General features: G+C 54.6%; 16 protein-coding genes and 1 tRNA gene. 3 read left to right on the top strand and 14 right to left on the bottom strand.

Annotated elements, in window-relative coordinates; genetic code table 11:
• Positions 1-31: 31 nt before the first annotated feature.
• The gene (locus HG15A2_RS05915) at positions 32-346 is read left to right on the top strand and encodes an MTH1187 family thiamine-binding protein (protein WP_145058764.1); all 315 of its coding nucleotides are present in this window, start codon (positions 32-34) and stop codon (positions 344-346) included.
• A 128-nt stretch (positions 347-474) separates the two neighbouring features.
• Positions 475-948 carry a flavin reductase family protein gene (locus tag HG15A2_RS05910; RefSeq protein ID WP_145058762.1) on the top strand — a complete coding sequence of 158 codons (474 nt, stop codon included), beginning with the start codon at positions 475-477 and terminating at the stop codon, positions 946-948.
• Positions 949-1,037: 89 nt separating this feature from the next.
• Here the strand turns inward: HG15A2_RS05910 and HG15A2_RS05905 are convergent, their stop codons facing one another.
• Complete coding sequence (locus HG15A2_RS05905; protein WP_145058760.1) at positions 1,038-3,173, bottom strand: choice-of-anchor Q domain-containing protein; 2,136 nt, start codon at positions 3,171-3,173, stop codon at positions 1,038-1,040.
• A gap of 579 nt (positions 3,174-3,752) precedes the next feature.
• Here HG15A2_RS05905 and HG15A2_RS05900 point away from each other — a divergent pair.
• A complete protein-coding gene (locus tag HG15A2_RS05900; RefSeq protein WP_145058758.1) occupies positions 3,753-6,392 on the top strand; it encodes a PEP-CTERM sorting domain-containing protein in 2,640 nt (879 codons plus the stop codon).
• 233 nt (positions 6,393-6,625) lie between these two features.
• Here the strand turns inward: HG15A2_RS05900 and HG15A2_RS05895 are convergent, their stop codons facing one another.
• From HG15A2_RS05895 to HG15A2_RS05835, 13 genes are all read right to left on the bottom strand, one after another.
• On the bottom strand, positions 6,626-8,695 hold the full coding sequence (locus HG15A2_RS05895) for a polysaccharide lyase 6 family protein (protein ID WP_218932350.1): 2,070 nt from the start codon (positions 8,693-8,695) through the stop codon (positions 6,626-6,628).
• An 89-nt stretch (positions 8,696-8,784) separates the two neighbouring features.
• Positions 8,785-9,816 carry a PEP-CTERM sorting domain-containing protein gene (locus tag HG15A2_RS05890; RefSeq protein WP_145058754.1) on the bottom strand — a complete coding sequence of 344 codons (1,032 nt, stop codon included), beginning with the start codon at positions 9,814-9,816 and terminating at the stop codon, positions 8,785-8,787.
• Between the two features lie 402 nt (positions 9,817-10,218).
• Entirely contained in the window at positions 10,219-12,732 is a 2,514-nt protein-coding gene (locus HG15A2_RS05885; RefSeq protein WP_145058752.1) for an arylsulfatase, read from the bottom strand.
• 481 nt (positions 12,733-13,213) lie between these two features.
• Positions 13,214-14,479 carry a BatD family protein gene (locus HG15A2_RS05880; RefSeq protein WP_218932349.1) on the bottom strand — a complete coding sequence of 422 codons (1,266 nt, stop codon included), beginning with the start codon at positions 14,477-14,479 and terminating at the stop codon, positions 13,214-13,216.
• A 122-nt stretch (positions 14,480-14,601) separates the two neighbouring features.
• Positions 14,602-15,225 carry a tetratricopeptide repeat protein gene (locus tag HG15A2_RS05875; protein ID WP_145058748.1) on the bottom strand — a complete coding sequence of 208 codons (624 nt, stop codon included), beginning with the start codon at positions 15,223-15,225 and terminating at the stop codon, positions 14,602-14,604.
• Complete coding sequence (locus HG15A2_RS05870; RefSeq protein WP_145058746.1) at positions 15,222-16,154, bottom strand: vWA domain-containing protein; 933 nt, start codon at positions 16,152-16,154, stop codon at positions 15,222-15,224. Before HG15A2_RS05870 ends, HG15A2_RS05875 begins: the two co-directional genes overlap by 4 nt.
• Complete coding sequence (locus HG15A2_RS05865) at positions 16,151-17,188, bottom strand: VWA domain-containing protein (RefSeq protein ID WP_145058744.1); 1,038 nt, start codon at positions 17,186-17,188, stop codon at positions 16,151-16,153. The genes HG15A2_RS05870 and HG15A2_RS05865 overlap by 4 nt, the downstream gene beginning before the upstream one ends.
• Position 17,189: 1 nt before the next feature.
• Positions 17,190-17,639: a DUF4381 domain-containing protein gene (locus HG15A2_RS05860; RefSeq protein ID WP_145058742.1), complete on the bottom strand. Its 450-nt coding sequence runs from the start codon at positions 17,637-17,639 to the stop codon at positions 17,190-17,192.
• The gene (locus HG15A2_RS05855) at positions 17,639-18,595 is read right to left on the bottom strand and encodes a DUF58 domain-containing protein (RefSeq protein ID WP_145058740.1); all 957 of its coding nucleotides are present in this window, start codon (positions 18,593-18,595) and stop codon (positions 17,639-17,641) included. The genes HG15A2_RS05860 and HG15A2_RS05855 overlap by 1 nt, the downstream gene beginning before the upstream one ends.
• 51 nt (positions 18,596-18,646) lie before the next feature.
• Positions 18,647-19,567: an AAA family ATPase gene (locus tag HG15A2_RS05850; RefSeq protein ID WP_145058738.1), complete on the bottom strand. Its 921-nt coding sequence runs from the start codon at positions 19,565-19,567 to the stop codon at positions 18,647-18,649.
• 159 nt (positions 19,568-19,726) lie between these two features.
• Positions 19,727-21,253, bottom strand: a complete 1,527-nt coding sequence (locus HG15A2_RS05845) for an arylsulfatase (protein WP_145063943.1) — start codon at positions 21,251-21,253, stop codon at positions 19,727-19,729.
• A gap of 402 nt (positions 21,254-21,655) precedes the next feature.
• Positions 21,656-22,411, bottom strand: coding sequence for a 3-keto-disaccharide hydrolase (locus HG15A2_RS05840; RefSeq protein ID WP_145058736.1), 756 nt, complete (start codon positions 22,409-22,411; stop codon positions 21,656-21,658).
• Positions 22,412-22,897: 486 nt separating this feature from the next.
• Positions 22,898-22,972 (bottom strand) — tRNA-Pro (locus HG15A2_RS05835).
• Positions 22,973-23,052 lie beyond the last annotated feature (80 nt).

Genomic DNA, 23,052 nt, shown 5'->3' with positions numbered 1-23,052 from the left:
CGAGTACCTCCCCATTGCACGGAACACGGTTATGGTCCTGCTAGAGCTAAGCATCGTGCCTATGGGCACCGGCGAGGGCGTGAGCCAGCACGTGGCCCGCTGCGTGGATTTGATCGACCAATCGGGCCTCGACTACGAACTGCACTCGATGGGCACGATCGTCGAAGGTGAACTGCCCGCAGTGCTAGCACTCATGCAACAATGCATTGAACTTATGTCCGCAGTTTCCGATCGCGTGACTTGCTCTGCAAAGCTGGACTATCGCAAAGGCCGCTCAGGAAGATTGCGAGAGAAGATCGAAACGGTGGAGAGTCATTTGGGGCGCAGTGTGAAGAAAGCAACTTAGAAAACATTTACACATTCGTCAGCCGCCGAGCTTGCTCGACGGGCAGTTTCGGGGCGAGCCTCGCGTCGAGCAAGCTCTGCGGCTAACGAACGATTACAAATTCACCAACATTCAGAGACTCCAAAAACATGAGCACAACCGATCCACTCCCCACCCTAGGTCGCGTGCCCAGTGGCATTTTTATTCTAACCGTCGCCAAAGGCGAACAATCCACAGGCATGTTGGCCAGCTGGGTCATGCAAGCCGGATTCGAACCGCCGATGGTCACCGTTGCCGTCAAGCAGGGACGCTACGTGTGTGATTGGCTTACCGAAGGCCAGCCGTTTGTTCTGAATCTTGTGGGCGATTCGCAAAAAAACTTCCTTGGCCACTTCGGTCGCGGGTTCGACCCGGGCGAACCGGCTTTTGAGGGGCTAGAAACTACGGCCGCAGAAAGCGGCGTTCCGATGCTCAGCGAGGCGCTCGGCCATTTGCAGTGCGAACCGACGAGCCACGTCGACTCCGGCGATCACCGAATCTTCCTAGCGAAAGTTACCGGCGGCGCGCTCAGTGGCGATGGCGAGCCGATGGTGCATGTTCGCAAAAGCGGCGGACAGTACTAGCCGCGAGTTAGCCGGCGAGCTACGTCTCGCCCGGTTTGTGAACGGCCCAGTCTGTTATCGGCGAAACCGACAAGCGGCGCGGCGAACAACTAGACGAACACGCTCTCAAGCAATGTGTCAGTGAGCGCTGCGAGATTGTCTTCGTTCACACCTTCAGGATCGCGCTCGTAGGGTGCTGACAAGCTCCGCGCCGGCACACCAACGTTTGGCTTTGCATTACCTGGCGTAGTTTCAACTTCGATAATCCATTGCCCCTCAAGAGTCGCTTGTTCACCATGCTCATGGAAGGCTGCATCAGCAAGCGCCGCGGCGATAGCCAACGCTGGTGAAGGGCCGGGGTTGGGGACGACCCGGCTCGCGGCGAGTGAAGTGGTGACTCCTTGTCCGTAGGTTGCATTCCACGCTGCGAGGTCGCTGGCATCCGCGTCACCATCAAAATCACTATCACCGTCGGCTTGCGTGGCGTTTGGCGTGCCAAAGCCGGTTTGCCAGGTGAGGAAGTCGAAGCCATCGATGGCGTTGTCGGCAGCGAAATCTGCTGAGGGAACGCCTTGGGCTTCGTACGCGCCGATATCAATCACCACGTCGGCCGGAACATTGCCATCAACAATACGATTGAACGGCGCCCCACGTTGGTCGTACATCGGCGGATCGACAATGCCAATGTCGCCCGCATCAATCGCCGGGCTGCCGGGGAGCAGGGCGTGGGTTTGGGTAGGGCCGCCGTTGTCGGCTAGCGGGCCGAGGAGGGGGTCGATGTTGAGGAGGTTACCGGCGCCCGTGGTGGCGTCGATTCCTGAGCCGGTGGTGTCACCGATGAGGCTGTGGTTGAGAATTACGCCTGCCGTTGATGCATAGACATCGGAGGAAACGCCTACATCACTGTTGCCTGAAATTATCGATTGTCCAACGGCTAGACTTGGGTTTGAATTCCTGCTGGCTGCAAAGATTCCGCCGCCAATCCCTTGCATGGAATAGTTGCGAGTAATCGTACTGTTTCGTACAGAAACTGAGAATACGGGAGCCGATATGGCGCCACCGTTTGACTCTTGTCCTCTCGTGCCATTCCCACTAAGCGTGCTCTGTTCAACGGTGACAAAAGCAGCCGTTATCGCACGAATTCCCCCACCATGGGCCCGGTATCCCTGGGTAGTGTTATCACTGAGTGTGCTGCGAATAATTGTAAGCCCCGACCTAACCGCGTAAATCCCGCCTCCTTCGGATTCCTCACCTATAGTACTGTTTCCTTGTACCGTGCTTTGATCGAGCGTCAGTAAGGCCAGTGTCAGGTAGATAGCGCCGCCTTCTCCAAGCGATCCGTGAGTGGAATTTCCAATCACCTCGCTGTTACTGATAGTTAGTTGGGTCTCCTCTGCCCAAATCCCCCCACCTCCCGCCGAGTAGCCTTCAACTCTGTTGCCGCTAACATTGCTGCTATTCAGAGTGATATGACTATTTGGATTATCGGAGCCATCAGTAGCATAGATTCCCCCTCCGTGGCCAAAGCTTCCGGTACTAATGTTGCCAGTGACTGTACTACTATTGAGAGTAAGGGAACCGGAGTCCGTAGAGACGCCACCTCCACCTGTGATGCTGGTATTCTTGGTGATGTGACTGTCGTTTAACTCGACATCACGGCTACCTCCCGCGATTCCACCACCGCGACGTGAACTAGTGTTATTGTAGACAGAGGACCCATAGAGTGTGACTTCACCCTGCGCGGTGAAGATTGCTCCTCCACTCCCAAACGAGCCTAATGCGTTGTTCGAGTGGAGATGGCTATCTATGACAGTCAGTTCGCCATTCGAAATGAACGAGATGCCAGCTCCCTCTCCAGTAGTTTCTCCGCCTGTGACTGTCACGCCTTTTATTGTCAAGTCGCCAGCGTTGGCTGAATAAAACAACACCCGCGACTGCTGTTGAGCATCAATCGTTAGGTATTCCTGCCCAGGCCCGGTAATCGTCAGCCCATCGGTGATTTCCAACTCACCATCGGAAAGCAAGATTATACCGGGGCCATCGATCTCAAGAGCGAACTGAATCTCGTCATCCCCAGGCAAGTTATTCGCATCGAAAATCGCCTGTCGCAAGCTGCCCGGCAAATCACCCGAGGCAGCGACTGGGCCGTCGTTGAGATTGCTGACCGTGAACACGGCCAGCATCCGACGGTCTTCCAATGACTCGATCTTGAGTCGCTTGGTTCGATGACTGTCTTTGTCTTGCATAACGATAAAGGAAGAATCGCTAACGAAGTGGGCGAGAATGCGCACTTCGATTCTAACCGACGTTGCACCAGAGAGCCACCATTTTGGGTGGCGGAAGATGGTTCAAGTAGACCGCAGGAGGCGCTCTGGAGAGTGAAGCACGTCGAGAAAGGCTACCACTTTGCAGCTCTACTTTCTCAAACCTCCAGCTCTGCTGATGCCTAGGCAATAATATTGACCTCGTAGTAGTGGCGACACGATTCGTGAGCTGCGGATAACTATGCCGCTCGCTGGCCATTGGCAATTGAGGCTGAGCAGACGCACAAGCATGAATGTGGCTGAGCGACATCACTCCCGAGGCTCAAACACTTTTAGGGAGGATTCTCGCTTTCCGATTCGACTAGGAGGCTTATGAAGATTCCCCTCCTTCTGATGCGGCATTGCTGAACTTGTTTCGGCGTATTTGTATTCCTCTTCAAGAGTGGGCTGTAACAAGCAGTCGCGATTCACGCTCAACCCAGTACAGCCTTGGATAGAGCGTCCAATCGGCTTCGCCATGGACTGAAATGTCCACCACATTTCTGCGAAGGATGAATCGCCATGAATGCCGCTATAGCCAAGACCTGCTGCCGTTGCTTTACAAGTCTTTTTGCCATCCTTGCCGTAGTTCTGCTGGCAGGCACCGCGCAGGCCGCCACTTTTACCTGGGACGGCCAACTCTCTAACTCTTGGGGGGGATCTAGAAACGTGGGTAGCGTTATTGTCCCCAAAATCAACTCTAACTGGGAGCCTGATGGATACTCGTCTCTGCTCTTGCCGACGTCCTCGGATCCCGTTGTTTTTGGCGAGTACAACGCCTACAACCGAACGGTCAATCTCAACGGAAATCGCTCTGCGAAATCCCTTGAATTTAAGAATGCCCAATATTTTCGACTTACCAATGGCACCTTGTCATTGGCCTCGGGTAATCTCACTTCAACCAGCACGTTCACTCAAACCCTTGATGCAGACATCACACTTGGAAGTAGCGGCATCTGGGATGTTTCGTGGGCACCGGTAATCGTGAATGGTCGAATCAGCGGCAGTACTAATCTTACAAAAAGAGGCGTCGGACCTCTTTACCTCACCAACGACGATAATCTCCTACACAACACCTACATAAATCAAGGTTCTTTCAAAATCCAAGACGGCGGTTCTCTTACGAATAGCGAGGCATACATTGGCGATTTGCCTGGCACGCTCGGCACTGCCTATGTCACTGGCGCAGACTCGACCTGGACCAGTACCGACGGTCTTCATGTCGGTAGTCGAGGACGTGGCACACTTGGAATCACCAATGCTGGAACGGTCACCAGTACCTATGGTCGCATTGGTGAGTTGGCAGACTCCAACGGCACCGTTACCGTTCACGGCCTCAATTCGACATGGAACTCTGGAGGATTAAGCATAGGTCACTACGGCCACGGAATATTGAATATCCAGGGCGGCGGCTCAGTAGTAAATTCAGGCACTGGCATTGGTTCTGCAGAAGGCTCGACTGGAACAGTCACGGTTACTGACGCGGGCTCGACATGGAACACAGGCGAAATGTCCATCGGCGTGTACGGAAAAGGCACACTTAACATTCAAAACGGCGCAGCTGTCCAAACTGATAGCTGGGTCGACATTGGCGTTTTTGGTACATCAACCAACATCGCAACCATAACCGGTACCAACTCAACCTGGGACATCGCCAGCCATCTTCGAGTCGGGTACTCAACTAGCGGTAAACTCAATATCGAAAATGGCGGAACCGTCACAAGTAACCAAGGCAAGCTAGGTGAACTCGAAGTTGATTATGGATCGAGTATCGTAACCGTAACCGGCGCGAATTCAGCATGGCACAATAACGATACACTCAATGTTGGTCTTTATAGTGATGTCGGCGATGTTTCTACCTACGAGGCCACGCTCAACATCGAAACCGGTGGCACCGTTTCAGCCGTCAATGCGGTTCGCCTACGCAATGCCGGCAGCATTAACCTCCTCGGCGGTACACTTCGCACTGCCAATTTCGAGTTCTTTCCCGACAAAGTGATGAACTTCGACGCGGGTAAGCTTCACCTCACACAGAGCACCGCAATCAACTCAAGCAATATTTTTGCTCTCGATGTTCGCAATCTCACCCCTGGAAAAACGCTGCGTGTCGATGGAATCACCACACTGCAAACCCCATTAACACTTAACGGTGGAAAATTCTCCACAGACTCCATTGCTGGATTCAATAACTTTGACTTCCAATCGGGAACCTTAGAACTAACCCACGGCAACTTGATCATTGGATCTGCAGGGCTCCTTGGCCCCAACGTAAGTCTTCCCTCTGGCGAACATATTGCCGTCACCAAAAACGCAAGCATCGCATCCAATGGTGTTTTGAGTCTCAGCGGAGGGTCATTTTCCGCCGCCAAGTTGACCAACAACGGCACGATCCTAACCTCAGGCAACATCGTCAACCTCTTCTCCAATGAAGTCGTACACAACGGCAGTGAAATTCGTACGCCTGCTGGTGCTGGAACTGCATTTGGTGGTTCCTACTCAGGCAGTGGCGATTTTACTGGACAAGGCGATGTTTACTTCGGAGCTGACGTACGACTGGGCGACTCACCTAGCACCGTGATGTTCCAGGGCAACGTTTACCTCGCTCCCTCCAGCACATTAACGCTGAAACTAGATGGCTTGCTCTCAGAGGAGTTCGACCGAGTAATGATTGCAGGCGATGCCTCACTAGAGAGCAACTTAGAGATCGATTGGCTCGAGAGTTTTATCCTTAGTCCCAACCTCGAATTTGAAATACTGGACATTGCTGGGACGCTCAACGGTCAGTTTTTCGGATTGGGCGAAGGCGACTTAGTGGGCACCTTCGGCGGAGAAGACCTCTTCATTAGCTACAACGCCGGCGACGGCAATGACGTCGCACTCTTTACTTCCGGAACCCCCGGCAATTTTGATTCCGATGATGATGTCGATGGAGACGATTTCCTCACGTTGCAACGGAGGTTTGGCCAACAAGGGTTTGGCAGCTCCAACCACGGCAACGACCTAGCTGCTTGGAACGCCAACTACGGCACGACGACCACCCCATCTTTTGCGTTGGCTACGCAAGCAGTGCCCGAACCATCGACCGGCATTTTGCTCGTGTTGGGGATGGTGGGCCTAGCTGCAGAACGCAGGATGTCTACAAGAAAACTCCATGGCGTGTGAACAAATTGCCGATCGACAGATTTTGAAATAGATCCTACCGGCCCTTTGGGCAAATCCGCATTTGTCGCTTGCATACCGCAGTTTACTTAGCACCGTCGGTGTCTAGGTTAGACTGAGGAAAACGGCTCCAGGCAGATGGTCAAACGGAGATTTCATGTCACGATCGTAAACGCTCGGCGGAGCAGTTCCCTGAGTGAAGAACCGCTTCACTTGGCCATGGGGCGATCAGTCGCCTAAAGTGTTCTCCTGCGTCGACGAATGAGGATGCTCATACCAGTAATCAGCACCAGAGTAGCACTGGTAGGCTCCGGAACAGAAGTACTCGCGAGGATAGAGTCGAGCTGATTTTCGGTAAGACCTCCGTTTTGGTGAAAGATGATGGCATCGATTTCTGAGCCGTCTTCACGACTACCGAGACGGAACTCTAACGGCATGCCGACGTGAGAAGAGCTGATCGAGAATTCGTCGCCGCTCTCCCAACGGAATGCACCGTTCTCGGAAAGATGCTCGGCCACATCGGGGTCCACGCCAAAATCGTCGGGCGTGTAGATGCTGTTGGACGAACCGTCAAATCCACGGGCAAGGTAGTAGACGGTGTAGTCGCCTTCTTCGCTGAACACAATGTCGTAAAGGGCCAGCGTTTCGTGCGCGGCGGGAGTGGGAGTGCCGTCTTCAGTGGGTGCCGTGAGCACCTGGCCACTGGATGCCCCGTCGACATCGGCAACGGTCCAGATCTTGCCGTCAGAGTCGGGATCAGTAATTCCAGTAAAGTCCTCAGCCTCGATGACCAAGAAGTCACCCGGGGGAAGCTGTACCGGCAGTGGCCAAACATCCGGTTCCTCGTAGTTGAACCACAATGCGCCCACATCTGAATTGGTCAAAGGCTTGCGAACAATCTGGGCCATGGAGTTCTCGTCGGCTCCGATATCGAACAAGCCTATACGCGGCTGCCCCTCGAAATCGTCGGTCACATAATCGGCTGCTACGGCATCAATCGCCGGGCTGCCAGCCGAAGGACGCCACAGGCCATCGGGGCCCTGCACCAACTGGGGATCGACAACATCGATCCCTGGTCGAGGAGCAATACCCAACGGGGCTCCAAAGGCGATATTGTCAGCCCAAGTGTATCCGGGGCCTTCGGTGCCTTCAAAAAGTGGCGAGGCAGTGCTGGAGATCAGGTTGCGTGCGACGGTGACGCCCTGCGGGAGCACCGAGCGACCACTAGAACCATGCCCCCAGTCTAATGTGACACCTGCCCCGCCGACGTTTACGATCGTGTTGTGAGCAATCAGGACGTTGTCCACCGGTTGGTAACCGCTGGGATTGGAACCTGTGGTTCCCGAAGCGAGTGAGATTGCTCCATCGGCAGCGTCGTCGACGTCGGCGATGTAGTTATTGACAATCACGTGGTCTTCACCCACCACTCGAATACCACCCGATTCAGCAGTCCCTTCGCCCAGAAAAAAGTTTCCCTCTACCACTGCGCGATGGCCGTGGCGTAGGGTCAGCGTTCCCTTGGATTCTCTAAACGTGTTGTAACGGAAGATATTGTCGTTTGCCTTGCTGGAAATGATCTCGATTTCTCCATCGACTCTCTCGAAAAGATTGTTCTCAACCAGAATATGGGAATCGTAGTGGCTGAACTCACTTTCGCCCAAGCGGATGGCTTCAAATCCATTTTCCCAACCTTGGGGGCGATCAGCGAAATGGTTGGCGTCGATTGTGTGACGCGCTTCGGAAAGTGGATTCGACTCATCCAGCCAAGCGACGATCTGAGGTCCGCTATTTCGCTGGTCGAGAAACCGGTTATGGTCAACCCGATTTTGTTCGCCATAGAGAGAGATGTAGTGCCATTTATCAGTGAGGTCGTTCGGATTGTAGTAAGACTCGATCACCGAATTGGTGAAACGAGAGTTGGTCGCTTCGCCAAGCGGTCCGCGAAACTGTACCACGTGGTCAGAGTTTTCAAGTGTTCCCCCTTTAAAGTGCAAGCCATCGACGACAAGGTGCGACCCCGATATCTGAAGTTGGGACGATCCGTTGAGAATGACTCCACCGGGAGTATCGGCACGAAGTGTGATCGGCATCCCAGAAATACCATTGCCGGCGAAAGCGATATTCTGATTGGTCCAATTGCCGTTAGTCATGATCAACGTGTCACCTGCCACGGCTGTCTCCATCGCGGTTTCGATATCGTCAGCGTTCGAAACGATAAAATCAGCAGCGGAGGAAGGGCTTGCGAATGCCAGAAGTACCACCAATGCGGCAATCTCTGCACATAGAATGGGTTGTCTCATTTTCATTTTGATGTCTCCTCGAAGATGCTTCAGGTGGACCCGTAGCATGTGGGGTGGGGGGGGATCTGAGCTGCCTAGCGGGAATCCCGCTCCGACTAAGCCTGAACTCGTCGAACAGACAAGAGCAACAGTCCGATGCTCAAGACAGCAACGGACGCGGGCTCTGGAATACTAACGCTCTCGATCACGACATTGTCGACGCGCCACTCTGTAGTGATTCGCAAGTTGGTCATCGCCAACTCATCGAACGTTTCAAACGGAGAGCTTGTGTCCTCAGCCGTGAACGGGGTTCCCCCATCGACTTGGATCGAGGTCAACACGCCGCCTGCCGTACGCTCGAGACTCATGAGAATGGAGTGTGGCTCAAAGTCGGCGATACCAACGAAGGAGGATGTCATCCCCAGCTCGCTCACGTCGTCGCCTGTACCTGACGAGTTGTCTTGGCCAAAGAGCGGATCTTCGGAGGTTCCAGAGGCAACGCCGGTTTCCTTGCTCAGCCGCGCCGCGGTACCACCGGTGTTGGCCGGATCGCCAACAGGAATGCGTGCAAAGTATCCGAAATCGTTGCCGGTTCCACTCTCAAGGTCGAATCGCTGTCCGTCAGCAGTTATCGGCGTGCCGTTGGAGTTATAGAGACCAAGACGGAACGACAGATTGCTGCTACCTTCTGAGTCGTCGACACTGACACCACTGATGAATCGGATATCCATGCTCGCGGTGATTTTATCGCCGACAGCACCTCCGAGCGTTGTAGGAGCGAAAGTGGCAACTACCGGCCTGTTTCCGCTGCTTGAGTTGGGACGCATGTTGAGGCTGTTGCCGCCACCGATACCAGGAGTGTCGTCATCGGTGACAACAGTTAGGGCAGTGGTAGAGGCATCTTCATTGGTTGTTGTGTACCACACCAACCCGGGTCCGCCGCCGTTGGCGCCGCTGCTGTCGGCAACGGATCTGTCACCATCGCTGAAACTATCCTGCCCGATGATGGCTCCTTGACTGATCCCAGCCAAGCTCCCTAGGCACGTTAATAATGCCAGTGCCATCGTCGCGATAGACCTTCCGGTCCAAGTCCTTATTTGCGTAACGATAGTTACTGCCAAAAGAGAATTCTTGTACGTGGCATTCATTAGGCGGCCCTCCGAAAAAGAAAAGAAAAAGACAAGCTTCTCTATCTTGGTAGCTAGGGCATACCCATTCAGCAATCCGATTTTACGGCATCCACCTCCGGTTTTTGCAAGAACCGCGAACTTCGCGAAGCCGACTTCTTTTCCTAACCGATTAGCTCGCCAAGACTTATGCCCCAAAGTCGCTACAGTAATTTTGCCCCAACCAGCTCATGTGGCCTCGTCGTTTGTCACGTGACAAAACGCCTTCGCAACACATGGGGCTTAGCCTGCAAGCGGAAACGGAAAATCTGAAAGAACCGTTGAGAGTTGGGCCGGCAAGACGATTCGGTCGGCAGTAGGCACGGCGGAAGGTTCCTGAATGAGTTCCGGTGTGGACTGAGGATCCGATCCTGGTCAGAAACACTATTCGCTTGACTTATTGTTCCGCTGGGCAGCCTCAAGTTTTGTGATGTCCTGAGGCGTCAATTGCGGATGATCGACTTTTACAGTCAACTTGTTCAGCGTTGCGGTCAGCGGGAACGGTGGCTGGTAGTCGGCGTCGTTTACACCCGTCAGTGTGTCGGAGCCAATGTCAAATGCTTCGTCCCACTGCAAAATCATTGGAATCGTTTTAGGCATTTTCTTGGTGTCAACTGCCTTGCCATCAACACTCAGCGTGCCGGTGCCCGATCGGCCAAGACCGCTCATGTTGTTAAATGCCAACGTGCCAACGCCAAGTCCGTCGTACTGGAAGTCAAACTCGATGGTATGCTTGCCAGGTGTGAGTACGTTGGGGCTCTCCCACTTGATACGATCCAAGTCGAGCAAGTTCCAGAGGAATACCGGCTTTCCCTTCAACAGATAGAAGCCGTACCCAGTGAACCGTCCGCCGGAGGTCAGGATCATACCTTCCGCACCGCCCTCGGGAACGGTGATGTCTGCCGTGATGGTATACGAACTGTTCAGCAGAGAAGGTGAATCCCCCTGCGGCAGTCCAGTCATTAGCCGAGTGTAAACAAACTCGGTGCGACCCGCGGAGATGTTTGGGCGTGGGGCGACTATGCGGGCCGCAACCGAAGCGTCCATTGGAAAGACCTGATATTTCTTCGCTTCCTGGATGAATACTTCTTTGAGCTCCTTTACTTTGTCGGGATGCTTGTCGGCTATGTTCTGCGATTGGCTAAAGTCTGTGTTCAGGTCGTAGAGTTCGAGGATCTGATTATTCAGCGGGTCGGGATTCGCGGCACCGTAGGCTTCCCATGGTGCACGGTTTACTTTGGTACTTAGCAGCCAGCCTTCGTGATACAGGGCCCATTGACCCATCATCTCGAAATACTGGGTCTTGTGCCGCGAAGGTTCTTTGGTGTTTTTCTCATCGAAAGTATAGGCGAAGCTGGTTCCTTCGATCGGAGCTTGCTTGATGCCGTCCACTTCTTCTGGTGCAGGGATGGCGCAAACTTCTAGCAGCGTTGGCACCACATCGATAACGTGCATAAACTGTTCGCGCAGCCCACCTTGGTCCTTAATATGGCCCGGCCAGGAGACTGCCATACACTGACGGACACCACCAAGCTTTGAGGCGTTTTGTTTGAACCAGGTAAAAGGCGTATCAAATGCCCAAGACCAACCTGCCGACATGTGGTTATAAGTCTCCTCTGTACCCCAGGCGTCATACCATTTCATCTGCTGTTCCACGGGCATCATATTGACGCCGTTGAAAAACGCGACTTCATTAGGTGTGCCTAGCGGGCCACCCTCGGCGCTAGTGCCATTATCGCCGTTAATGTAGATGACAAGAGTGTTGTCTAACTTGCCCAGATCCTCGACGGCCTGAATCACTCGACCAATTTCGTGGTCGTTGTAGGCTGCAAAAGCAGCGAAAATTTCTACCTGTCGGATAAAGAGCTTCTTCTCCTCCTCCGTACAATCCTCCCAATTCTTGATGACATCCGTCGGCCAGGGCTCCAACTGGGTGTCCGCCGGGATCACCCCGAGACGTTTTTGGTTCTCGAAAATTCTTTCCCTCAGCTTGTTCCAGCCATCATCAAACAGGTGCATGTCGTGGATCTTGTCGACCCATTCCTTGGTCGGATGGTGCGGTGCATGTGTGGCCCCGGGTACGTAATGGAGGAAAAATGGTTTGCTCGGGTCGATCTGGTCAATGCGGTGTAAATAGTCGATCGCGTCGTCGGCCATTGCGGTGACTAGATTCCAATCCGGCTTGCCTTGGAAGGGATAGATCTGGGTCGTATTGCGAAACAGGTTGGGCTGCCACTGATTTGCATCACCGCCAACGAACCCATAAAAATACTCGAAGCCCAGACCTGTAGGCCAATGGTCGAATGGGCCGACTTGGCTGGCGGCGAAGGCTGGAGTGTTGTGGTCTTTTCCAAACCACGAGGTCGCGAAGCCATTGTCCTTGAGGATGCGTCCGATGGTTGCCTTATCCTTAGGGATAATACTGTTGTAGCCTGGGAAGCCGGTGGACTGCTCCGAGATCACGCCGAATCCTGCTGAATGATGATTGCGCCCAGTAATAATCGCAGCACGAGTCGGTGAACATAGCGCGGTAGAGTGAATGTTATTGTAGCGCAGGCCGTTCTTCGCGACGCGATCCATTGCCGGCGTGGGAATGACTCCACCAAAGGTGCTTGGCACTCCAAATCCCGAGTCGTCCGTCATGATCAGTAGAATATTGGGCGCTTGTTTCGGAGGCACAACGCGCGGTGCCCACCACGACTTTGACTGCAGGGCACCATTCTTGATCACACCCCCGAACTTTGGATCCGGTGCCGGGAGTTGCTTGCCATCAAGGGTCGTTGTAGCGCTCGGTGATCCGAGCGTGCCAGTGGTTTCCTGCGCTGCAGCAGGCAAGGCAAGCAAGAGGAAGGGGAGTACAATCAAGCTACTGAGCTGAAGCATCTTTTTTAGTTTCATGACGACTTTCCTTTAGTACCAAGTTAGTTATGCCATCAATACTTCCCCAAACCAGTCCAATATAGCTTGGGCGGCAATCCCGATGAAGGAGCAATCCGTAGAGCTATCGAGGCACTGGATTTGTGTCATTCGGCACACTGCCTCCTTCACCTACGACAGATTACCAATGAGCACTGTTGCAAAGCTCTTGGGTAGGTTTTTTGCGACTGGAGGCAATGTCCCGCGGCAAAAACGGACTATTTGGAAGTGCCGTTGAGAGGTCGCCCGGCAAGACGAAGCGGCTTTGCGAACGGTTCAAAATGAACAAGTCAAGCTAACCTTGTCGCAACTGCGAAACCAGTTCTTGCGTGCCGTAACTGGGATTGCGATGTCGTCGGTTTCTGATCGACGACTAACTTAATCGAGGGGAGAGCTACGGGCTCATCTCCAGATAGCGCACGAAAACTGTGCTCACCGCCAACCCAGTCATTGACTGCTCCATTCAATGAAAAGGGGGATCTGGCGGATTGAGTGGGGGTAGATTCGTACTCTGTATCCGCGTCGAGCGACGCGTCAGCCCGTGAGAGAAACTTCGGAACGCTGCCCACAGATCGCTGCCATCCCAGCTCGTCAGATCAACATCTGAAGCGAACAAGTGCTGCGACATAATGTCCAACTGCTCCCGAAATACGCTGTGATCGACGTCGTGCAAGACCAAGTCAACTGCGTCCGCACCGAACGTCCGCCGCATTGCGTTCAGCCACGTCAAGAAAGCCGCGTACGCGGCTGCAGCATCATTCGACATACACGCCGCGTGCAGTTCTCTTGTTGCGCGTGAGTCCGGTCGATTTCGCACTGTTCGCCAGTGTGAGATCAGCCTTGCCGTTGGTGCGCGGAGCAGCAGACCGACCACACCGAGGGCAGCGACAACAGAGAGAACCGTCCCCCAAGCGGTGGGCGCGTCCTCCAACATGTCGTGTGTCGATTCGGCGGCGGACTCGGGCGCAATGACATTGACGGTCGATCCACGCAGCGTCTCGCGTTTCAACTCTTCCTGCTTGGGATCCCACCAAACAAAAGTCATGTCAGGCAGAGTGAAAGTGCCCGCTTGCTGAAACTGGTACTTGATAGTATCCGATCGGTAGGCAGTCGCCTCGCCTCGTTCCGTCTTGTCATCGACGGTGGGCTGCTGGTCGTAGATACGGACGCCTTTGGGAGCCGACGGGGCGATAGCAGGGAACATCATGGCCGTGGTCTCCTCGGCCGTTCGAGTGATCGTGCGTTGGATGACATCTCCAGCGTCGACTTCAGTCGTCATATTCGGCTGCCAGACCTGCTCGACTTTCATTTCACTCACGCTGATGACCACTCCCATCGATTCAGTCCCTGGCGGACGCTTTGATTGAAACCGCAACTCTTGCGTCGCGCCCTCCATAGGTTCAGGTTCCGATGTGAACGTCTTCTTGCCAGAAAACCGAATGGAAAACGCGGGGATCACGACCTCGCCAGTTTTTTGCGTGTAGATCATGAACTCGTGACGCTGAGTGATATACGACTCGCCGGCCACTTCTTCGCTGCCCACCAGCGAGTTGCCCACTTTCACGAATGCCGTTTTGGGAAGCGCGGGTAAATCGAACGAGGCAGTACCACTGAACGGCCCCGGCGAATAGAGCTTGATGATCAAAGGCACGCCTTGGCCCGTCCACGCTTGGTTCGTTTCGAGCGTTGCGCTGACAACTTCGACTGCAAAGGCTGAAGGAGAGGACAAAAGGAGGGACAGGAGGGCGCAGAGTACGCGAAAAGAGAAAGTGGATCTTGGTGAACTACTCACCGGATGGGTCCACCGCATCTTCCTTCGCTGCCTTTGCGAGCTCATGTTCAAACCAGTGTTCATTGATTCACGCCTGCTTGCTGACCAGCGGATAGCTGCTGACTAGCAGATAACTGATACGCGAACTTGGTTTTTAGAAAGTCAGCCGGCTTCGTTTGCACCCTTCGCAACCAAAGTGACTGCATGGCCGAGTCGGAAAGTGGCTTATCACCGTCGGTCTGCGTCTCCTGCCCGCCAGGTTTTTTGTTCTTGTCGAATACCACATCGTCCGCGCCGATCTTCTGATCTCCCATATCTCCACCAGTCTGCGCAAGCAACTCAGCGCGTTCTGCGGCGATCCTGCGGTTCACTTGAGCGTCTTCCCAGTCAGGCCGAAGTTCGAGCGCCCGATCGAATCGCTCAACGGCGGGTTCGTACTTGCCTTGCATGACCAGGCAATTGCCGCGATTGAATTCTGCTTCAGCTGTTGCGACTCGCGCGAATGCTTGTTCCGCCTTCTCAAACTCCGCGGCGCGAAACCACGCCGCGCCTTGTCGCATCGGATCGCGAAACATATCGGCCGACGCGGCATAGTCGCCGTTGTCCATCAAACGCTGGGCCTTCTGCTCCTGCGTTAGCCACAAATCGGAGAAGGAAAAGCCACCAACCGAAACGAGTGCCAAGAATACGGCTAACGTTTTCATTCCTCACCCTCCCCGGAACTGTCAACGCACACGCGGCGAAATGTGGACAGTGAGAATAACGCCAGCAGCGGCACCAACAGCCAACCCGTTTCAGCCCAGCGTGTTCCCTCCCCCGCACTGCTCGTGACGCTAGCTCGTGACGTTTGCCGTACTAGTGAGTCAATGTCCGCAGAGTCGGCCGTCATGAGCGTCACTTGGGCATTGGTGGCCTCAGCGGCACGACGAATCGAATCGATCTCGGGTGTATCAGGGCGTGCTACAGCAAGAAAGTAGACCTGCACGTTGCTCTTCTCACGAAAGTCGGCAAGCGCGGTATCCTTACTCTCCGCAACTGTATCGCCGACAACGACAATCGAGCCACCGGCATCGCCAAGCGTCCGTTCGGCGAGTCGCAACGCGCTGGCCAGATCGTCACCCGGTTTGGGCATGATCTTCGGACTGATCTCAGCCGCCATCGTAGCGACGACGTCCGTATCACGCGTTGGCGGCAGAACGAGGTGCGCTGATCCAGCGTAAGTCACCAGGCCAAGCGGTTGCCCTTTTCGTGCGTCAGCGAAATCAACGACTTTTAGCCGCGCTCGTTCCATTCGTGTCGGTATCAGATCGGACTGATCCATCGTCTCGCCAGCTCGCAGGACAAGCATCACGGGAACAGGGTCATCAGCGAAAGGAGACGGTTCGGGAAACCATGTCGGCCCGGCAACCGCAATAACGGCGATCATCCACGCTGCGAGAATACCGATCCCGCGCCAGCGATTTCGTGTATTCTCGCCAACCGTCGTTGCCGCGAGCAGATCGTGGTCCATTAGCGCGCGCCAGCCGCGCATTGGATCTTGCGATCGACGTTCTAGCCACCAAATCAGAACGACCAGCGGAACCAACAGGAACCACGCAGGTCGAATGAAATGAAAGTCGCCCAGGATACTCATTGCTCGACGGCCTCCAATTCAAACGTCCTCGCGTTCACGCGCAATCGCACCGGAATAGTCGAACGCGACACTATCGCGCGAGCAGCGATCAATCGGATTAGGTGCGTGACCAGCGAGAGCAGCAATGCCGTCGCAAGCGGCCAGAAATACAAGTCGCTGCGCGGACGATGGCTCACAGTCTTCGTTTCGCGGGTTTCAATTTCGTCAAGCCGTTCGTAGATTCCTGCCAGTTCATCGCGATTAAGCGCCAAGAAATAGTCGCCACCTGTCGCTTTCGACACGTCTTGAAGTGACTCTTGATCAAGCTTCTCCTCGCCAATCGTTGTTGGATCACCAACCGCAACCGTGTGAATCGTAATCTCGCGATCTTTGGCAATACGAGCGGCCTCGGCAGGCGGGACTCCGCTACCCGTGTCGTTGCCATCAGTCAGTGCGATAATCGTCTTCGTCGGCGCGTCGCTTTCGTCAAACAAGCTGATTCCCAGGCCGATGGCATCTCCCAACGCAGTTCGCGGTCCAGCCATGCCAACAGCCGTCTCGTTGAGCAACTGGCGACAAAGCTCGAGATCGGTTGTGAACGGCGCCTGCAAGAACGGTGCGTTACCAAATACGACCAAGCCGACTCGGTCTCCTTCACGGCGAGCTAGAAAATCGTCGAGCACTCCTTTGACAGCGGTCAGTCGATCAACGGATTGACCTTCTTTATTGGTAAAGTCCGCCTGCCCCATGGACGCAGATAGATCGACTAGCAGCAAGAGATCGCGAGTGGGAATCGTTCGCTCGATTGGCGGTTCGAGCCTTTGCGGTCGCGCTAGCGCGCCAAGAATCAGAAGCCATACGAGGCAACTCGACAAGAAACGAAGGCCGCTTCCGCGGGTACTCGCGATACTCGCGCCTTCCGCAGCAGCCATCAGCCTGGGCAGAAAAGGAACTCGAACTGATGGCCGCGTCTCGCTCGCGGCCGGCACAAGCCACCAGATGATCAGCGGCAGTGGAGCGAGGAAAAAGACCCAGGCGTAGGCGAATGTTAGCATGCTAACAGTCTCCTGAACGGTGGTGGCGAATCCAAGTTGCCACAAAAGATGCTACGTCTGCGTTGTTCTTGCATTGGATCCCATCGAATATCCCATGCTCTAACGTCTCGGCGACCGCAACTGGTAGCTCCTGGTCAACCGTCTGGCGGAGCCAGCTGGACCAAGCGTCGCCGGAGAGCGAAGCAACGTCTGTTCTCGGGAACGCGCAGAGTGCAGTTCGCTTCAATATTTCGGCGATTTCAGTTAATTGGGTCGCCGAACTGAGTTCTTTCAACGCTGCGCGTCGATACGCATCGGATCGCCAACGTCGCCACGCTCGAGAGGCGATCCAGACTGCAAACGCGGCCATGGCAACGGCCAAAATCCACCACCCCACGGCCGGCGGCCACCACGGCACCGGCGCTGGTTCGGCAATGTCACGAAGATTTTGGAGGCTCGTAGGTTTGTCCATCACCGTCTTCCCAAGGCAGCCATCACCTGCTCGGGAACAGGTTCGTGCGTGCAAAGCGGTAGCACCGGAATGCGAATAGCACGCAGTCGGTCACGAAGCAGTGCGATACGACCGCGGAACTCCTCTGCAAACTGCTCCTGAAATCGAGCAGTCTCTGGAATGGAGACTTGTCGACGGCCATCAGTCGCCTCCATCTTGCCAGACGCGGGCAACTGCGCGCCGAGTGGATCATAGACCAACACAGCCAACACGTCGTTATGTGCTGCCAGACGCGTTGTTAGTTCACGCGTTCTTTCGTCGTCGCCATTGTAGTCCGTAATTAGAATAACCAAGTGATCGTGCTTTGCGACACTTACCGCGCGTTGCAGCGCGTTGTTAAGTTGACCGTCGGGCCTATCGGATCGGCGTTCAGCCGTCAACCGCTCGTTCATCCGCACCATTTCGTGACAGATTTGCAGCACCGCGGACCGGCTGCGTTGGGGCTTGATTTGGATGGACTTCTCGTCGTCAAATACGATGGCTCCGACACGATCGCCACGATCGACAGTCCGCCAAGCTGCCAAGGCAGCTACCTCGGCCGCAACAGTTGCCTTGGTTGTCTGGGCACTGCCAAAGAACATTGTCGTTCGTTGATCAACGACCAACAGGACTGGACGGTCGCGTTCTTCTGAGTAAACACGAACGTGCGCAGATCGAAGTCGCGCTGTCGCTCTCCAATCGATTGACCGAATGTCATCTCCCGGCCGGTATTGGCGCAGTTCTTCAAACGTCAACCCGCGACCACGCAACCGCGAGGCATGCCGCCCACTAAGCAGGCTATGAACGGGCTGCCGGGGCAAAAATGTGAAGTCGCGTGCCTCGAACTGAAGCCGCACCAGCTCCTCCAGTGTTGGATGAACTCGCACCGAAGAGTTATAAACATTGGATTTCAAAGGGAGCGAAGAAGAATTACTCATAGTCCTTTGCTTCCATTACAATCTTCTGATCAAAAATACTGTTTCCACTCCTTAAGCAACCGCAACTCGTTCGAGGACCGCACCTACCACGTCCTCGCGAGTTTTCCCGGCGGCCTCTGCCTCGTAGGAGAGATGTACGCGGTGCGCAAGGCAGGCCGGGGCGACGACTTGAACGTCTTCCGGCGAGACGAAGTCCTTGCCATGCAACCAAGCTCGGGCGCGCGAAGCGGCGTCGAGCGCGATCGTCGCACGTGGACTTGCGCCGACGTTAATCCACCTGGCGAGTTCATCACCGTAGCGATGCGGCTCGCGCGTTGCGATCACCAGGTCGACGATGTATTGCTCAACGCTCTCGGCGACGTGTATTTTGCCCACTTCCTTTCGGGCGGTAAAGATTGCCTCCTGCGGCATTCGCGTGGGCGTCTCGTCGGCTCCATTCACCGTTTCACTGCGAACCAGTCGCAAGATCGCCAACTCGTTTTCGGACGGTGGATAGGGCACTTTCACATAAATCAGGAAACGGTCCATTTGCGCTTCCGGCAACGGATAAGTACCTTCTTGCTCGATTGGGTTCTGCGTCGCGAGGACTAGAAAAAGTTTGGGGAGCTTGTGTGTTTTCCCAGCGACCGTGACTTGACGTTCTTCCATAGCTTCGAGCAAGGCTGCTTGCACCTTGGCCGGTGCTCGATTGATCTCGTCGGCCAAGACGAGGTTTCCAAACAACGGCCCTGGTTGGAACTCGAAGGTACCGTCATGTTCTCGATAGATCTCTGACCCGGTCACATCAGAGGGGAGTAAGTCCGGCGTGAACTGCACACGGCTGAACTGGCTCTCGATTAGGTTGGAAAGCGTCTTGATCGAACGAGTTTTGGCCGTGCCGGGCAGGCCCTCCATCAAGACGTTACCATTTGCCAGCAACGCGATCATCAGTCGCTCGATCACAATCTCTTGGCCGATGACCGCGTCGGCCATACGTCTTTGCACTTCAATGATCTGATCACGCGGGTTTGTCAAATGCTTTTGCCGCCGAATCGAGCGGCCTCCTTGTCCTACTTCTCGCTGTAGGCCGCACCCGAGTTAGTCAGGTGCGGCCCTATTGGGCTGCTGATACAGCAATTCACCGTGAGCGGGCTACTTGTCGCCAGCGGCTTTCGTGATGGATTCCATCACCTTGCTGAGGTTGAAGCTGCCAGGCTCTTGTCGCGGCGGGAATTCCCTGAAGCTCTGAATCCATTCGCCAACATAGGCTCCGGCAGGCGCAAAAACAAACATGTGATCTACCCACCATCTGTTGTAGCCAATGCTTTCATGCTCAGCGCGCTCGAATGGATCCATGCGCAAATTGCACAACATAGGAGCACGGAGAACCTCGAATGGCTCTCGCCAAACATCGATCCCCTCGGCGTTTTGCTTCAAGAAGGTGATTTTCCAGTTTTTATAGCGAAGCGCCGCGACGTCGCCATCGTCGGTCCAGTAGAGGAAACTCTCTCGTGGGCTCACCTCTTCTTCGCCCTTAAGGAAGGGCATCAGGTTTTCGCCGTCGAGGTGGACCTTGTAGTTCCGGCCAATGGCCTGCCGTCCTTTGAGTAGATCCTCTTTGACCGTTGTGTCACCGGCCGCGGCGAGCAGGGTCGGGAGCATGTCCTCGTGGGCGCAGATGTCGTTGATAACGGTGCCAGGTTTGATGACGCCAGGCCAGCGGATCACGCATGGTACGCGAAAACCGCCTTCCCACTGCGTCGCCTTTTCGTTGCGGAACATCGTGGTGCCACCGTCCGGCCAGGAGAAGAACTCCGCGCCGTTGTCACTGGAATACATGACGATGGTGTTGTCCTCGATGCCCAACTCCTTGAGCTTGTCGAGCAACTGGCCAACCATGGCATCGTGTTCCACCATGCCATCGGCATAAATGCCAAGACCCGTTTTACCTTTGGACTCGGGCTTGAGGTGCGTCCAGATGTGCATGCGTGTGCTGTTCCACCAGAGGAAGAACGGCTTCTCGGCCTTATCCGCTCGTTCCATGAAGTCCAACGCCTTGGCGGTAACTTCCACGTCCACCGTTTCCATGCGTTTGATAGTCAGTGGCCCGGTGTCCTCGATCTTGCCGTCGGCCGAACTGCTGATCACGCCGCGCGGACCAAACTTCTTTTTAAACTCGGGATCCTTGGGGTAGTCAGGATGCTCCGGCTCTTGCTCGGCATTCAAGTGGTAGAGGTTGCCGTAGAACTCGTCGAACCCGTGGTTGGTCGGCAGCATCTCGTCGCGATCGCCGAGGTGGTTCTTGCCAAACTGGCCCGTCATGTAGCCTTGTGCTTTGAGTAATCCGGCAATCGTCGGGTCTTCCTTCTGCATGCCCTCAGGAGCACCCGGCAGACCAACCTTGGTCAGGCCGGTGCGCACGGGCGACTGGCCTGTAATGAAAGCGGCGCGGCCGGCAGTACAGCTCTGCTGACCGTACCAGTCGGTAAACATGGCGCCTTCACTGGCGATGCGGTCGATATTGGGCGTCTTGTACCCCATCATTCCGTGGTTGTATGCGCTCACGTTAAACTGCCCGATGTCGTCTCCCCAGATGACGAGGATATTGGGCTTTTTATCTTGAGCAAATAGCGTGCCTGATGTTCCTGCCAAAAAGCACAGCGAGAGCACTGCTGCCATCGCCCCGGAAAACTGATACGCTCTAGTTAATCTCATGGTCTGTTTCCCTGAGGGTTTTATGACAAGATGAGTACGGCTGTCTATTGGATAGATTAGCATATTGTTGGTCATGCGTCATTTAATCCGGACTGGGAACTGTGCCACTTCATGTGGTGCCGGCTGCAAGGGTAGGCAAACGACGATGCACCAAGGCGTGGCATTTTCGCACAGTCAGGATGTCGTTTCATACCAACGTAGCCCTTCCTATATGGATCTGCAGGTGCAGACGGATAGTGTCAACGAGATCGACGAGATCACAACGCAATCTTCGTCGCCAGCTCGTACACGCCCGATGGTCTACGGCAGGGTCCGGGTTCCAGAATGAGGTATCCAGATTGTCGATGTGCGTACAGGGTTGGTTGACTATGGCTCAAGACGCCTTACTCGGACATTCTTCCACAGCACCGTGCCCTTGTCGCCCTTATGGATCTGTAGACCAAAGAAACCTCTCGGGTACGATCCATCATCGATCCAATGCGAGGCCGGCACACCATTGATCCAAGTCTTGACGACATTTCCTTGAGCTGAAATAGTTACGCGGTTCCACTTGCCCTCTTTGGTCGCTGCACGAGCTGCTTTGTGCTCCTTCAACCAGAGAGGATAGAAATAACCACCACAACTCTGGCCATAGATCCCGCCCGACCAGTGTCTGTCTTGAGAAAAACCCTCCATTTCAAACTGCGGGCCAAAAACTGTGACGGTATCGTTCTTACCTGGCTTCGCCCGCGAGCGAAACATCACTCCGCTGTTGCCATCGACTCTCCACTTCATGTCGCAAGTGAACACGAAATCCGAGAAGTCCGCTTGGTCTGTGCATAGATAAGTACTGTTGGAACCGGGTACACACTTGCCGACGAGCAGACCATCCTGCACTTCAAACGTGCACGTTCCTCCTTTTGGTGTCCAGCCCTGCAAATCTTTACCATTGAACAGTGAGGTAAAACCTTTCGTCAAATCTGGCTCGGCATCCGTGTTGAGTAACATTTTTTCCGGTTGTGGAGCATTCGGCTGCTTGATGTAACGCGCATGCCATTGGTGTTGCTGGGGGTCGAGCTCTCCTGCTGGAGAAAGTTGACTTATGCAACAGAAGAGGACAAACAAGAGATTGAATCGAGTCACTTTGGATGCTCCTTCGAGATTGTCGGTGTAATTTATCGAGTCATGATTTCAGTTTCGACGCAGAACATTCGTGCCCAGGCCGGGTGGCACCCGACGAGACGAGTTCGGAAGCTCTAAAGAATCTGGTTCCGACGCTCAATAGTGGATGCAGCTTGGTTGACTATCATCCATTCAAAACAGCAATCTATCAGCTCACGAGCCGGCAGTGACCTGGACACTTCGTCGATTCCGGCGATGAGGCGATGAAACTTCTCGAAAGCAGCTTTCTTATTGCTTCCAAGAGAGACCTTTATACCGTCAATCTGGACGTATCAAGATTGGGGTCTGCTTGCAAAACCAAGATTTCGGATACTGCATAGAATCAGCTTCCAGTTGGAGTTAACTAGAAACTAAGCGAGCACATAGCGTGCATCCCAGACCCACAAGCGAGTCGACAGAATTGCAACGACTTGACGTAAGTCCATACAGACGTGGCAGTTACATCAGTCGGGGCGACACGATTCGAACGTGCGACCTCCGCGTCCCAAACGCGGCGCTCTAGCCAAGCTGAGCTACGCCCCGATCATAGTAGGGTCCGCTGGACGGACCTTTTACGATCAACAAAGATTTGGCCCGCACAGCGGACCCTACTCTGAATACAA

This window comes from Adhaeretor mobilis (assembly GCF_007741515.1).
GTDB lineage: Bacteria > Planctomycetota > Planctomycetia > Pirellulales > Lacipirellulaceae > Adhaeretor > Adhaeretor mobilis.
This window is presented reverse-complemented; position numbering and strand designations above follow the sequence as displayed.